At 69.7% G+C, this 14,251-nt stretch carries 13 protein-coding genes; 3 read left to right on the forward strand and 10 right to left on the reverse strand.

Features of this window, described 5'->3' with window-relative positions; all coding sequences use genetic code 11:
- Positions 1-145 precede the first annotated feature (145 nt).
- The 5 genes from ACSUPV_RS03900 to ACSUPV_RS03920 form a co-directional block, all read right to left on the reverse strand.
- The gene (locus tag ACSUPV_RS03900) at positions 146-775 is read right to left on the reverse strand and encodes an MBL fold metallo-hydrolase (RefSeq protein ID WP_382609213.1); all 630 of its coding nucleotides are present in this window, start codon (positions 773-775) and stop codon (positions 146-148) included.
- The gene (locus tag ACSUPV_RS03905) at positions 775-1,860 is read right to left on the reverse strand and encodes an S-(hydroxymethyl)mycothiol dehydrogenase (RefSeq protein WP_037764671.1); all 1,086 of its coding nucleotides are present in this window, start codon (positions 1,858-1,860) and stop codon (positions 775-777) included. The genes ACSUPV_RS03900 and ACSUPV_RS03905 overlap by 1 nt, the downstream gene beginning before the upstream one ends.
- A gap of 221 nt (positions 1,861-2,081) precedes the next feature.
- Positions 2,082-3,845, reverse strand: coding sequence for a BCCT family transporter (locus tag ACSUPV_RS03910; protein WP_436946914.1), 1,764 nt, complete (start codon positions 3,843-3,845; stop codon positions 2,082-2,084).
- A gap of 159 nt (positions 3,846-4,004) precedes the next feature.
- Positions 4,005-6,341 (reverse strand): FdhF/YdeP family oxidoreductase, encoded by a 2,337-nt coding sequence (locus ACSUPV_RS03915; protein WP_436946915.1) that lies wholly within the window; start codon positions 6,339-6,341, stop codon positions 4,005-4,007.
- A gap of 694 nt (positions 6,342-7,035) precedes the next feature.
- Entirely contained in the window at positions 7,036-8,637 is a 1,602-nt protein-coding gene (locus ACSUPV_RS03920) for a multicopper oxidase family protein (protein WP_037764677.1), read from the reverse strand.
- Positions 8,638-8,903: 266 nt separating this feature from the next.
- Between ACSUPV_RS03920 and ACSUPV_RS03925 the strand changes: the two genes are divergently transcribed.
- Positions 8,904-9,122, forward strand: a complete 219-nt coding sequence (locus tag ACSUPV_RS03925) for a hypothetical protein (protein ID WP_436946916.1) — start codon at positions 8,904-8,906, stop codon at positions 9,120-9,122.
- A 203-nt stretch (positions 9,123-9,325) separates the two neighbouring features.
- On the opposite strand, the gene ACSUPV_RS03930 is transcribed toward ACSUPV_RS03925, so the two are convergent.
- Both ACSUPV_RS03930 and ACSUPV_RS03935 read right to left on the reverse strand, forming a co-directional pair.
- Entirely contained in the window at positions 9,326-9,874 is a 549-nt protein-coding gene (locus ACSUPV_RS03930) for a hypothetical protein (RefSeq protein WP_436946917.1), read from the reverse strand.
- Positions 9,871-10,119: a hypothetical protein gene (locus ACSUPV_RS03935; protein ID WP_436946918.1), complete on the reverse strand. Its 249-nt coding sequence runs from the start codon at positions 10,117-10,119 to the stop codon at positions 9,871-9,873. Before ACSUPV_RS03935 ends, ACSUPV_RS03930 begins: the two co-directional genes overlap by 4 nt.
- A gap of 124 nt (positions 10,120-10,243) precedes the next feature.
- On the opposite strand from ACSUPV_RS03935, the gene ACSUPV_RS03940 reads away from it, so the two are divergent.
- Positions 10,244-10,831, forward strand: coding sequence for a TetR/AcrR family transcriptional regulator (locus tag ACSUPV_RS03940; RefSeq protein WP_031120042.1), 588 nt, complete (start codon positions 10,244-10,246; stop codon positions 10,829-10,831).
- 150 nt (positions 10,832-10,981) lie between these two features.
- Positions 10,982-11,881 carry a DUF5134 domain-containing protein gene (locus ACSUPV_RS03945; RefSeq protein WP_436946919.1) on the forward strand — a complete coding sequence of 300 codons (900 nt, stop codon included), beginning with the start codon at positions 10,982-10,984 and terminating at the stop codon, positions 11,879-11,881.
- A gap of 130 nt (positions 11,882-12,011) precedes the next feature.
- On the opposite strand, the gene ACSUPV_RS03950 is transcribed toward ACSUPV_RS03945, so the two are convergent.
- From ACSUPV_RS03950 to ACSUPV_RS03960, 3 genes are all read right to left on the reverse strand, one after another.
- Positions 12,012-12,872 (reverse strand): F510_1955 family glycosylhydrolase, encoded by an 861-nt coding sequence (locus tag ACSUPV_RS03950; protein ID WP_436946920.1) that lies wholly within the window; start codon positions 12,870-12,872, stop codon positions 12,012-12,014.
- A gap of 129 nt (positions 12,873-13,001) precedes the next feature.
- On the reverse strand, positions 13,002-13,682 hold the full coding sequence (locus ACSUPV_RS03955) for a DUF305 domain-containing protein (protein ID WP_436946921.1): 681 nt from the start codon (positions 13,680-13,682) through the stop codon (positions 13,002-13,004).
- A gap of 93 nt (positions 13,683-13,775) precedes the next feature.
- Positions 13,776-14,240, reverse strand: a complete 465-nt coding sequence (locus ACSUPV_RS03960; protein WP_436946922.1) for a DUF6153 family protein — start codon at positions 14,238-14,240, stop codon at positions 13,776-13,778.
- Positions 14,241-14,251 lie beyond the last annotated feature (11 nt).

Raw genomic sequence — 14,251 nt, forward strand, 5'->3', positions numbered from 1 at the left:
CTTGTCAAGGCATTCAGAGGCCGCTCTGGGCGGTTCCTTTTGTTGCGTCAGACAAAACTCAACTCACATACAACAACAGCCCGTCCCATCGGATCGCGATCGCCGCGAGCCGATGGGACGGGCCTGCGTGGGACCCCCGAGGGCGTCAGAAGCCGCGGTCGATCCACTCCTGGAGGTGCGGGGCCTCGGCGCCGACGGTGGTCGTGTCCCCGTGTCCGGTGTGCACGACGGTCTCTTCGGGCAGCGTCAGCAGCCGGTCCCGGATCGATTCCACGATGGTCGGGAAATGGCTGTACGACCGCCCTGTGGCCCCTGGCCCGCCGGCGAACAGCGTGTCGCCGCTGAAGAGCGCGCCGAGGGCCGGCGCGTACAGGCAGACCGCCCCGGGGGCGTGGCCGGGCGTGTGCAGCACGGTCAGCTCGATCCCGGCGACCGAGAGGTCCTGGCCGTCGGTCAGTTCGGCGTCCGGCGCCCTGTCGGGGTGGGTCTGTTTCCACAGCGGCAGATCGTCCGGATGGAGGAGGACCGGGGCGCCGGTGCGCGCCGCGAGTTCGGGGGCGGCGTCGATGTGGTCGTTGTGGGCGTGGGTGCACACGATCGCGGCCAGACGCCGGTCGCCGACGGCCTCGGCGATGGCGCCGGCGTCGTGGGCGGCGTCGATGACGATCGCCTCGGTGTCGTCGCCGACGATCCAGACGTTGTTGTCGACGTCCCAGGTGCCGCCGTCGAGGGTGAACTGCCCCGAGGTGACCAGGCGGTCGATGCGGGCGGCCATCAGAGGACCACCACCGAGCGCAGGACGTCACCGTGGTGCATGCGCTCGAAGGCCTTCTCGACCTCGTCCAGTGCGATGGTCTCGGTGACGAAGGCGTCCAGGTCCAGCCGGCCCTGCAGATACAGGTCGATGAGCATCGGGAAGTCCCGGGAGGGCAGGCAGTCGCCGTACCAGGACGACTTCAGGGCACCGCCGCGGCCGAAGACGTCCAGCAGCGGCAGTTCGAGCTTCATCTCCGGGGTGGGCACACCGACCAGGACGACCGTGCCGGCGAGGTCGCGGGCGTAGAAGGCCTGCTTGTACGTCTCCGGGCGGCCGACCGCCTCGATCACCACGTCGGCGCCGAAGCCGCCGGTCAGCTCGCGGATCGCCTCGACCGCGTCGGTCTCCTTGGAGTTGACGGTGTGGGTCGCGCCCAGCTTCGCGGCCGTCTCCAGCTTGCGGTCGTCGATGTCGACCGCGATGACCTTCGCCGCACCCGCCAGGTTCGCCCCCGCGATCGCCGCAGCCCCGACACCACCGCAGCCGATGACGGCGACCGAGTCGCCCCGTCCGACGTTCCCGGTGTTGATGGCCGCGCCGATGCCCGCCATCACTCCGCATCCCAGCAGACCGGCGGCGGCCGCCGACGCGGTCGGGTCGACCTTGGTGCACTGCCCGGCGGCGACCAGCGTCTTCTCCGCGAAGGCGCCGATGCCCAGGGCCGGGGACAGCTCGGTGCCGTCGGTCAGAGTCATCTTCTGCTTCGCGTTGTGGGTGGCGAAGCAGTACCACGGCCGTCCGCGCAGACAGGCCCGGCACTGCCCGCACACAGCACGCCAGTTGAGGATGACGAAGTCGCCGGGCGCGAGGTCGGTGACGCCCTCCCCCACCGACTCCACGACACCCGCGGCCTCGTGGCCCAGCAGGAACGGGAAGTCGTCGTTGATGCCGCCCTCGCGATAGTGCAGATCGGTGTGGCACACCCCGCAGGCCTCGATCTTCACCAGCGCCTCACCGGGGCCCGGGTCGGGCACGATGATCGTTTCCAGGCTGACGGGGGCGCCCTTGCCCCGCGCGACGACAGCACGGACCTGGTGCGTCATGGCCACTCCTCGACTGATGGAGACTCGAACAGGATGTTGCTTATTACGGCACGCATCTCACTTGTCGCAACACAGCATGATTGAGGGCCGAGCGGGGGTCAAGGAGCGCGACGAGGTTCCCTCAGCGGGGCGGATCGTGGCCGGAACAGCGGGAACGCCCGGCGGGGCCGTGGCGGACCAGGTCCGTGCCACGACCCCGCCGGGCGAGGGGACTTGCGGGCTCAGCGAGCGGACGCGGAGGGGGTCTGCGTCGCTGGCGGGGACTTCTGGGACGGCGGCGCGGCTTCCGTGGTCTCGTTGCACGCGACGGGGCCGATGCGCAGCTCGAAATCGCCGTCGTACTTCTCGTGGCCGGTGATGACGGCAGTTTCGATGGCTTCCTTGCCGATGCGCCCGCGGATGATGAGCGGGTCCTGGCGCAGATCGCGGGTGAGCGCGACACACAGGCCGACCATGACCAGGGTGAAGGGCGCCGCCGCGAGGATGGTGAGGTTCTGCAGTCCGGTGAGTGCGTCCCCCTTGCCACCGCCGATGAGCAGCATGATCGCGGCGACCGCCCCGGTCAGCACCCCCCAGAACACCACGATGCCCCGGGTCGGTTCCAGGGATCCGCGCTGCGAGAGCGTGCCCATCACGATCGAGGCGGCGTCGGCGCCGGAGACGAAGAAGATCCCGACGAGGACCATCACCACCACGCTCGTCACCGTGGCGACCGGGTACTGCTGGAGCACGTCGAAGAGCTGGCCCTGGGCGGTCGAGGCGCCGTCGAGGCGCTTCTCGTCCTGGAGGTGCATCGCAGAGCCGCCGAAGACGGCGAACCACATCAGGCTGACGGTGCTCGGCACCAGGATGACCCCGCCCACGAACTGCCGGATGGTCCGGCCGCGGCTGATGCGCGCGATGAACATGCCGACGAACGGCGTCCAGGAGATCCACCAGGCCCAGTAGAAGACCGTCCAGCCGGCCAGCCAGTCCGCCACGCCCTCGCCGCTGGACGCCTCGGTACGCCCCGCCATCTGGGTCAGGTCGCCGAAGAAGGCGCCGAGGGAGGTGGGCAGCAGGTCGAGGATGAAGATGGTCGGCCCGACGAGGAACACGAAGACGGCGAGCGACACCGCCAGCACCATGTTGATGTTGGACAGCCACTGGATGCCCTTGGCGATCCCGGACACGGCCGAGGCGACGAACGCGACGGTCAGCACCGCGATCACGGCGACCAGCAGACCGGTGCCGGCGGATCCCATCCAGCCCAGTCCGGTGAAGCCGCTGCCGATCTGCAGGGCGCCGAGCCCGAGGGAGGCCGCGGAGCCGAAGAGGGTGGCGAAGATGGCGAGGATGTCGATGATCCGGCCACCCCAGCCGTTCGCCCGCCGCTCGCCGATGAGCGGGGTGAACACGGCGCTGATCAGCTGTCGGCGGCCGCGCCGGAAGGTGCTGTAGGCGATCGCCAGGCCCACCACCGCGTACATCGCCCACGGGTGCAGCGTCCAGTGGAAGAGAGTGGTGGCCATGGCGGTCTCCATGGCCTCGTTGGCGTCGGCCGGGTCGGTGCCCGGCGGTGGCGTGACGAAGTGGGACAGCGGCTCGCTCACGCCGTAGAACATCAGGCCTATGCCCATGCCCGCGCTGAACATCATGGCGATCCACGAGACCGTGCGGAACTCGGGCTCCTCACCCTCCGCTCCCAGGGTGATCCGCCCGTAACGGCTGACCGCCAGCCAGAGGGCGAAGACCACGAAGCCCGAGGCGGCGAGGACGAAGGCCCAGCCGCCGTTGCGGATGGTTCCGTCCAGCAGCCTCCCCGACACGCTCTCCAGTGTGTCGGTCGCGGTGGCTCCCCACACGACGAAGGCCAGGGTGAGGGCCGCGGCGACGCCGAAGACGATCAGATCGGTCCGAGGGCCGGTGGACGCGGCCGGGCTGCCCGGCAGATCCGCTTCGACGGGACTACTGCGGCCATCATCCCTTTCGCGGGTTCTGTTCATCGGCTGGTCCTTTCCACAGACGGCAGTGGTGGTGGAGTCCTGGTCGCGGAAGAAGGTCAGGCGGAGCGGTCACCGTGACGCGTCGTTGCGCATAACCGTTGCGGATAATGCATCAGGCTTCACTATGAGCAACAACCATCCGAGGCCCGGAGAGGGCTGTCAAGAGGGCGGACGTGCCGTTGTCCCGCCGGACCGGGCACCGGCGGACCGCGGTTCCAGCCGGACGACGATGGACTTCGACGTGGGGGTGTTGCTGACGGCCGCCGTGGAGTCCAGGGGGACGAGGACGTTGGTCTCGGGGAAATAGGCGGCGCAGCAGCCCCGGGGGGTCGGGTACGGCACCGCCCGGAAGGCCGGTGCGCGGCGTTCCACGCCGTCCTCGAACTCACTGACGATGTCGACGAGGTCGCCGTCGGCCAGGCCTCGCTCGGCGAGGTCGTCGGGGTGCAGGAAGAGGACCCGGCGGCCCTGGTGGATGCCGCGGTAGCGGTCGTCCAGGCCGTAGATGGTGGTGTTGTACTGGTCGTGGGAGCGGAGCGTCTGCAGCAGCAGCCGGCCCGGCGGGACATCGGGGCTCTCCAGCCGGTTGACGGTGAAGTTGGCCAGGCCGGTGGCGGTCGGGAACCGGCGCTCGTCACGGGGCGGATGGGGCAGGCCGAAGCCGCCCGGCCGCCGCACCCGGGAGTTGAAGTCCTGGAAGCCGGGGATCACGCGTGCGATGCGGTCGCGGATGCGGTCGTAGTCCTCCTCGAAGTCGTCCCACGGCACCTGGGAGCCGGCCTCCCCGAGTGCGGCCCGCGCCATCCGGCAGATGATCGCGACCTCGCTCAGCAGCCGGCCGGACGCGGGCGCCAGCCGTCCCCGCGAGAGGTGCACCATGCCCATGGAGTCCTCCACCGTGACCAACTGGGGCCCGTTCGGCCGCAGGTCGGCCTCGGTCCGGCCGAGGCACGGGAGGATGAGGGCCTGCTCCCCGGCGACGACATGGGAGCGATTGAGCTTGGTCGAGATCTGGACGGTGAGACGACACCTGCGCAGTGCCTGCTCGGTCAGGTCGGTGTCGGGGGCCGCGGCGACGAAGTTGCCGCCCAGCGCGACGAAGACCCGCACCTCCCCGTCGCGCATGGCGCGGATGCTGTTGACCGCGTCGTGGCCGTGGTGGCGCGGGGGCGTGAAGGCGAACTCGTCGCCGAGCCGGTCCAGGAAGGCGTCGTCCGGCTTCTCGTGGATGCCCATCGTCCGGTCGCCCTGCACATTGGAATGCCCGCGCACCGGGCACAGGCCGGCGCCCGGGCGCCCGATGTTGCCGCGCAGCAGCAGGAAGTTGACGACGTCCCGGATGGTGGGCACGGAGTGCTGGTGCTGGGTCAGGCCCATCGCCCAGCAGACGACGATCCTCTCGGCGCCCAGCACCTGGCGGAACGCGGACCGGATCTCCTCCTCGGACAGGCCGGTGGCCGCCAGGATGTCCGCCCAGGACGCCTTGCGGGCGTGCTCGGCGAACTCCTCGAAGCCATGCGTGTACCGCTCGATGAAGGAGGTGTCCAGACAGGTGTCCGGCGCCTCGTCCTCCGTCTCCAGCAGCATGCGGTTGAAGGCCTGGAAGAGTGCCTGGTCTCCGCCCAGTCTGATCTGCAGGAACCGGTCCGCCAGCTTGGTGCCGCCGCCGAGGACACCGGAGGGCCGCTGGGGGTTCTTGAACCGGAGCAGCCCGGCCTCGGGCAGCGGGTTGACCGCGATGACACGGGCGCCCCGCTGCTTGGCCTTCTCCAGCGCGGAGAGCATGCGGGGGTGGTTGGTGCCGGGGTTCTGGCCCACCACGAGGATGAGGTCGGCTTCGTGGAGGTCCTCCAGGCTGACGCTGCCCTTGCCGATGCCGATGGTCTCCGTCAGGGCCGAGCCGCTGGACTCGTGGCACATGTTGGAGCAGTCCGGCAGGTTGTTGGTGCCGAACATGCGGACGAAGAGCTGGTAGAGGAACGCGGCCTCGTTGCTCGCCCGTCCCGAGGTGTAGAAGGCCGCCTGGTCCGGGTGATCGAGCGCGGCGAGTTCGCGGGCGATCACGGCGAACGCGTCGTCCCAGGAGATCGGCCGGTAGCGGTCGTCGCCGGCGGGGCGGTACATGGGGTGCGTGAGGCGTCCCTGCTGTCCGAGCCAGTAGTCGCTGCGCGGGAGCAGATCCTCCAGGGTGTGCTCGGCGAAGAAGTCCGGGGTCACCCGGCGGAGGGTCGCCTCCTCGGCCACGGCCTTGGCCCCGTTCTCGCAGAACTCCGCCTTGTGCCGGTGTTCCGGTTCGGGCCAGGCGCAGCCGGGGCAGTCGAAGCCCTCCTTCTGGTTGACCCGGAGCAGAGTGAGCAGGCTGCGGCGGGCCCCCATCTGTTCGCTCGCGTGCCGGAGCGAGGAGGTGACCGCGGGGATGCCGGCGGCGTACTCCTTCGGCGGGCCGACCCGCAGACGGGCGTCACCGGGGTCCTCGGCAGGTGGCTTGCGAGTCATCTGTAGCGCTACTCCGCGGTGTGGGGAGACCGGAGTCACGCCATGACCCCAGGTTGCGCATCACACAACGGTATCGTGATGCGCAACATGGAAAGGGAAACCTCGGAGCGGCGCCGTGTCAAGAGAACGACGGCAAGGGGGGAGGAACCGGAGCACCTGCTCGACGCCGTCCGCCTGTCGCGGCCGGTGTCCATTCGGCCGGGCCGGCCGTGGCGGGGCTCAGGCCCAGGCCGTCACCGGCACGAACGAACTGTCCTGCCGGGAACGTCCTGATGCTTCTGGGCACCGCGCTGACCTGCGTAGTAGCCCCATCGCGCAGCACCCCGTGCACATCGCGTGCACAATGGCAGCGGCCATCTCAGTGAGCGAGGCGCGCACGGTGAGGCCGCAGATCATCTCTGCCCCCTCTCCTTGCGAGCTGTGACAGCTGAGCCCGACACCCGCTTGATTGGTGCGCCGCCCCGGTGGCCACGCCCCCGCCCCACGCCAGCTTGTCGTCCCCGCCGCTGTGAGCGCGGCACCAGCGCCGCGTCGGGCAGTCCCACTGGGGCCGGAATGCCGAACAGCTCCTCGAAGGAAGCCGGTGCAGTTCCCAGTCCACTTCCAGGGCGAAGCCATTAGTCGCGCCCCTTCACTTCCGGCCCCGGGGCCTGCCGGACGGGTCAGACCCCGGGACCGAACACAGCGATGGCGGTCAGCTCTGGTAGGCGATCAGAGCCATCATGCCGACCTCCCCGTGGTACGCGTTGTGGCAGTGCATCATCCACTGGCCGGGGTTGTCGGCGTCGAAGACGACGGAGAGCTTCTTCTTGGGCAGCACGATGGCGGTGTCCTTGCGCGGGCCACTGTCCCCGAGCTGGTAGGTGTGCCCGTGCAGGTGCATCGGGTGCCACATCTCCGTGCTGTTGACGAAGTCCAGCCGGACCCGCTGCCCTTCCTCGACCGTGAGCGGATTCGCGGTCGGGTCGGCCATGTCGTAGGCCTTGCCGTTGACGGCCCAGTCGTACTTGTCCATGCCGCCGGTCAGCTCGACGCGGTGCACCCGGTCCACCTTCTTGGACGGAAGGCGTACGTCGTCAGCCGCGCGCAGCTCTGACGCCGTCAGGATCCTGCCGTTCAGTTCCTTCGGGCGGACGGTGGCCTTCGGCGCACCGCCGGATGCCGTACGCGCCAGGGCCATGCCGGTGGCGTCCTTGCCCTCGGCCAGCGCGACGAGCGGGAAGACGCCGTCTCCGAGGGTGACCAGGACGTCGTACCGCTCCCCCATGCCGATCAGCAGGGCGTCGACCTGCTGATGCTCGACAGGGAAGCCGTCGGTGTGGGTGATGGTCAGCTTGTGGCCGCCGAGCGCCACCCGGTACGCCGTGTCGCCGCCCGCGTTGATGATGCGCAGCCGGACCCGCCGGCCGGGCTTGGTCTGCAAGACGGCGGGGTCAGCGGGGACACGGCCATTGACCAAGTGGTACGGGTACTTCACGTCGCCGGCGTCGCCACCGAGCAGCTCGCTCTCGGCGCCCATCAGCATGAACTTCATCGACGAGCCACCGGACGAGGGTGAGGCGGACGGGGACGGCGAGTCCTCCCCCATGTCCATGTCGCCCATGTCGTGGCCCTCGTGAGCACCGGAGCCGGCGTGGCCGCCCATGTCCATGCCGCTCATACCGCGCCGCATCTCGGCAAGGACCTCGTCGGGGGTGCCGGTGACTCCGTCGACCCAGTCGTCCAGGACGACGACCCATTCGTCGTCGTACGACAGCGGTTCCTTCGGGTCCTCGACGATCAGCGGCGCGTAGAGGCCCCGGTCGAGTTGGACGCCGACGTGGGGGTGGAAGAAGTAGGTGCCGGGGGCGTCGGCGATGAAGCGGTAGGTGAAGTTGGCGCCCGCGCGTACGGCCTGCTGGGTAACCGGTGGTACCCCGTCCATATCGTTGCGCATGGCGATGCCGTGCCAGTGGATGGACGTGGTGGTCTTACTCGGCAGCTGGTTGGAGAGTTCGGCGGCCAGGGTGTCGCCGGCGGACAGGCGGATCTCCTTGCCCGGGGCCTGGCCGCTGAAGGCCCAGCTCTTGGCCATGACGCCGCCCCCGAGGTCGAGCATGGCGGGCGCGGCGGTCAGGGCCACCTTCTGCGTCCTGCCGGTGCACTTCCGCTTCCTCTCGGCTGCGGCGACCGCCGAGCCTGAGGGGCTGACCAGGGCGGGTGCCGCGCTGGAGCCGCTGCTGCAGGCGGCGAGCGCGCCGACGCCCGCGACGCCGAGCCCGGCGAGCAGGACGGAGCGGCGGTTGATGCTGTTCATGGGTGTCCTCGATCTCAGTGTGCGCATACGGTGGTTGGCGTGCTGGGACGGCTCCTCGGCATGACGAAGGCGCGAGGAAGCCGTTGGGCACGGCCTAAATGCGCAGTTGAGAGAGAACGGACAGGTCCGGGGGCGCTCGATCCACTGTCCCGGCGGAATGGGGCGCTGCGGCGACGGCTTCGGGAGCGGGGAGACCCCACGGCGCCGGGGTCTGTACCGGCACCGGGACCTTCACGACCTCCAAGCTCCCGGTCGAGCAGTGCTGCATGGCCACACCGGAGCAGGGCGGGCCATCAGCACTGCTCATCGGCGGCACGGAGGCCATCGTCGGCTCTGCGGCCTGCCCGGCGGTGCTTCGGTGCTCATGCCCGGACATGGCCGTCGCCGGTGCGCTATGGCCGCCCGACATCACCATGCCGGACGTCATCACATGCGTGGCGGATGAAGCGGTCGGGCCGATCGCCACGGCGACCGTCTCATGGTGAATCAGTACGGCGAGTGCTGCGAGCAGAGCGATGACGGCGGCACGTACCCAGCGGACGACGCCGTGCGCGGCATGGGTCCGCGGGGCACAAGCTCCACGTGGGGGCATCGCTTCCCTCTGGGTTCCGGTGAGATGACTGCCGCCAATATACCCGTAGGGGGTAAGCCGAACTCCGGGCCGCAGACGCGCCCGACCGCAGTGCCCTCACGTCTGAGGCACGGACACCGCACCCGGCGCGCTACGCCCCTCGCGCTGCGCTCCCTGCTTTCGCTGCCCGAACGGAGTGACGCCCCGCGGCTTGTACACCGCGAGCACCATGGCCAGCAGCAGCACGACCAGTGCGAGCACGGAGTGCAGCACAGGAGAGAAGTCGCGCACCGAGGACAGCTCAGCCTCCGGGTCCGCCGCCCTGTGCGCCATGGACCTGAACGTCCCCATGTAGATCAGCAGGACGACGGTGGCCACGACGTTGATCAGAAGCTTGAACAGGACCCAGTAGTGACGGAAGAGGCCCCAAGGCGTCCCCAGCGACTGGACGATGCCGGTGAGCAGCGCGGCAAAGGCGAGCGGGACGAGGGTGTACCAGGCGGTCGGCTCCATCACGAGGTAGACGCCGCGCACCGCCGCCGGGTCCTGGCTGGTTGTGCCGATCACCGCCAGGGCGAGAAAGGCCACGACCGCGCCGAGCCAACCGACCGAGGACGTGACGTGCGCGACGAGGGCCAGCTTGCGCAGGCGGGGCGGCATGGTCATCCGATGCCCCCGGTGGACGGTCCGTCGGGTGCAGACACGCCGACGGGCGGAACCTGTCCCCCGAAGTGACTGCCGGGACCGTGACCACCCGGTCCCGCCACCAGATGCATGATCACGAAGAGCAGGACCACGACCAGCGCGACGAACCCGGCCTTCACCCAGCGCGGCACTCCCGCGCGCGTTGCGCTGCCGGAAGTCCCATCGGCCGTCTTGCGAGTGGCCGGCTCCTGGGACGGATCCACCATGAGGGTTCTCCTTTTCTCGCCCAGGCCTGGGCGGCGTGCCGGTCGAACGAGCCCAGCTTTATCGAGACACTCTGTCGCTGTCAAACCATAGTGTCTCCACATCGGCGTCCCGTACGCTTTCTGCGTGCCGAAGCTCTGGAACGAGACGATCGAGGCGCACCGCCGCGAGGTGCGCGACGCCATCCTGGACAGCACCGCCGCACTCGCGGCCGAGAAGGGCCCCCTGTCGGTGACGATGTCTCAGATCGCGGAGAAGGCCGGTATCGGGCGGGCCACGCTGTACAAGTACTTCCCGGACGTCGAAGCGATCCTGCACGCCTGGCACGCGCGCGAGATCGCCGGTCACCTGGCCCGGTTGACGGAAGTCCGGGACCGGACCGACGGACCGGGCAAGCGCCTCGAAGCGGTCCTGGAGGCCTACGCCCTCATCACCCATGCGTCCCACGGCCACCACGACACGGACCTGGGAGCGTTCCTGCATCGGGACAGCGGCGACCACCTCGCCCACTCACACCGTCGCCTCCAGCACATGGTTCAGGACCTGCTGACCGAGGCGGCACAGGCCGGCGACGTCAGGGCCGACATCCCGCCCGCCGAACTCACGCGCTACTGCCTCAGCGCCCTGGCGGCAGCACGAACCCTGCCGTCCGAGGCCGCCGTGCGACGCCTGGTCACGGTCACCCTGGCCGGCGTGCGCCCTTCACCGCACTGACGCCCTCGGAGAGGGAACTTCCGCCTTCTGAACGCGCCTTGGCCTCACCACGTACTAAGGGCATCCGTAGACAACAGCCAGAGGACGGCCCACGTCGACGCGTCCGCGAACCACCGCACGCGCGACGGCCGGTCGATGCGGAGGGCAGCAATGGGAAGTCCGGCTCTGACCTGGACGCTGACGACGGTCGCCGCACTCGTGACCGTCGTGAGCGCAGCCCGGCTCGCCGCAGCGGGCAACGGAGAGGCCCGATTCGCCGCCGGAGGCGACGTCGTCATGGCCGGTGGCATGGCCGCGATGTTCCTGCCCGCGACGGCAGCCAGCTTCGGCGACCACGGCCTGTGGTGGGTCACGGCGTTCACCGCCGTCGGCCTCGGCGGTGTGGCCCTGTCCGTGCACCACGCTCGGCTGCACGGCTGGCAACACGGTCGCCGCTGGGCACACCACGTCATCGGCAGTGCCGCGATGGTGATCATGACGCTGGCCATGCCGGGCACCGATTCCCCGCCGGCTCTGGCTCTGGGTGGGCACTCGATGGCCGGCATGAATCACGGACATGGCCACGGGTCCGCCGGAACGTCCGAAGCCCCGGAGCTGGCGGGCATGGCCGGCATGGACCACTCCTCAGGGATGACCGCCCACGACATGACGACCGGCGCCGGCCACAGCGCCGCGGCGGGAGGCTCCGCTTCTGTGTGGCGTGTCGTTCTGTTCGCGCTGGCCTTGTACTTCCTGCTCTCGATCGTCGCGTCCGTATGGGCGCGGCTCCGCGGCACCGACCGGCAGGCGGGCGCGGGCCGCGGCGCAGGCAGGGGCCGCTGGGCACGGCGGTTCCTGGCCCTGCCCGACGCGATCGTGGTGTTCGTCGCGTCCCTGGCCCTGTCCGTCTGGGACAAGGCCCGGTCGGGAGGGAACAAGCGCCGGGCCCACGCGGCGGCAGGCAACCGGAGCCGCCGTCGCCCGCCGGGTACGTCACCGGCCGCAGCGCTGATGGCCCACATCGGCATGGGCGGCACGATGTGCGCCATGCTCGTCATGATGGCCGGCTGACGCCCCGTCGCCCGGACTTGGAGCACAGGGTGAGGCCCCTGCGGCGTCGGGAGCCATCGGGCACCGCAGGGGTCCACGTGGACGCCGAGTCGAGCTCTGGTGTGAAGTCGCGCGGCCCGGGAGATACCGCTCAGTGGGCGCCGTTCGATTCGACGGCGAGGCGCTTCGTGAACGCGTTGCCGCCGTTCTTCGACTCGTACACCCCGGTCTGGGTGGCTGCCAGGATGTGCTCGGCGTCGACGGCCGTGAGTGCTTGGGGCTGGCCGCCCGGCACGGTGGCGACCTTCTTCCAGGTGCGTCCGCCGTCACTGCTGCGGTGTACGCCCCCGGAGGTGTCGATGCCGTACAAGGCGTTCTTCGCCGCCCAGGAGAGGAAGGCCATCACCGGCTTCTCGCCCTTGGCGAAGGTCCTGCCGCCATCGGCGCTCCGGGCCACGCCGTCGGCGGTGGTGGCGAGCACAAGGTCGGGGTCCTGCGGGCTGACCGCGATGTCGATGGCTTCCAGCCGCGCGCCGTCCTTCCAGGAGACGCCGTCCTTGGTCGTGCGGACCAGGCCGTTGGTGGAGTCGTAGCCGTAGACCGTGCCGTGGGCGAACTCCAGGGCGTGGAAGTCCGACTCGCCGGACAGGGACAGGGACTTCCAGCTCCTGCCCGCGTCGGTGCTCTTGATGAGCCCCTTGTTGCCACCGGAGGCCGGGTGGCCGCTGGCGTAGAAGGTCTTGGCCCCGGCCACGGTGAAGCCCATGAAGTCGTCCTTGCTGTCACCCACCAGCTCGGGCTCCCCCTTGGCGTCGGGGCTGTAGACGCCCTCGTGGGTGGCGACGTACAGGCGCTGATCGGCGGGGTCCAGACCGAGACCGTGGATGTGACTCACGGTCGTCCCAGAAGCGGCGGAGCCGGTCGCGGCGTCGCCTCCGCTGCCGGAGCAGGCGGCCAGGGTGAGGGCAAGAGCCAGGGCAGTGGCTGCCACGGCGGCAGGGCGCTTGTTCATGATTCCTCGGGGCGTACGTGTGCACCGGAGCGGCGACGGCCGATCACGGTGATGGCGGCGTGGGGAGACGACCGCCCGGGCTCCTCGGGTGGCGCCTCGGAGCCCTGGGCGGTCAGTGGGTGATGCGGATCAGAGCCGGTCGAGGATCTTCTCGAACTTCTCGACCTCGGCGGACTGGGTCTTCACGACGTCGGCTGCGAGCTTCTTGGCCGTGGCGTTGCGGCCGTTCTTCTGCTCGTCCTCCGCCATGGTGATCGCGCCCTTGTGGTGCTCGATCATCATCTCCGCGAACATGCGGTCGAACTCGGTGCCCTTGGCGGCCTCGAGCTTCTTCATGTCCTCGTCGGACATCATTCCGGACATCCCGGATCCATGGTCCATGCCACCGGACCCGTGGTCCATGCCGGGCATGCTCTCCTCGGCGGACTCCGGCTTGCCCCAGGCCTTCAGCCAGGACTTCATGGTCTGGATCTCGGGATCCTGGGCCTTCTCGATCTCCGCGGCCAGGGTCTTGATCTCCGCGTCGTAAGCCCGGCCGTCCGCGAGCTTGGACATCTCCAGAGCCTGCTCGTGGTGCGGGATCATCATCTGGGCGAACATCACGTCGGCGTCGTTGAACGCGCCGGGCGCCGGGTTGTCGCCCGCGGTCTGCGTGGGCGTGGCGGAGGCGGAGCTACCGCTCCCGTGGTCCATGCCCTCCATGTCGTCCCCGCCGCAGGCGGCGAGCAGCAGCCCGCCTGCCGCGACGGTGCTCACGATCGCCATACGACGACGGAGACGGCGGCGCAGGGCAGGGTTGTGGGCAGTCATGTGCGAATACCTCGCTTGATCAGTTCTGTCAGTGAAGGTGGGGGATACACGCCGTGTGCACGGGCATGACGAAGCCCGGGCTGCGGGTCCGGCCTATATCCGCAGCACTGACAGCTGAACGAGGAGAGGTCTGGGCGGTGGCGGGAAGGGACGCAGCACTGCCATCGCGCGGGCGAGCAGGGCCGTCAGCTGGCCTTTCCGACGAGCCGCCGCGCACGGGAACAGCCAGAGCAGCCATCCGGTGAGAACAGCCACGCACACGGACAGCACGTCCATGCCGGTAACGGGCCCTTCCGCGGTCGGTTCGGTCGGTGCAACCGCCCCATGGTCCACCATTGCCACGGGCTCGGTGGAGGTCCGGGTCTCTGCAGCTCCCTGGGCCATGTCGCCCTGGTGCGTGACCGAGACGGCATGAGATGCGCCGCCCGTTCCTGAGCCGGACGAGTGCTCCGGATGTCCCATCGTGTGCATGGCGAAGACGCCGAATGCGAGCGCGGCGACCAGCAGCAGGTACCCGAAGGCCCCTCCCACACGCAGCCGACTGCTCACAGGCAACATGCCGGACATGC

It is taken from the genome of Streptomyces sp. SudanB52_2052 (genome assembly GCF_964272415.1).
In the GTDB taxonomy this organism is placed as follows: Bacteria; Actinomycetota; Actinomycetes; order Streptomycetales; family Streptomycetaceae; genus Streptomyces; species Streptomyces olindensis.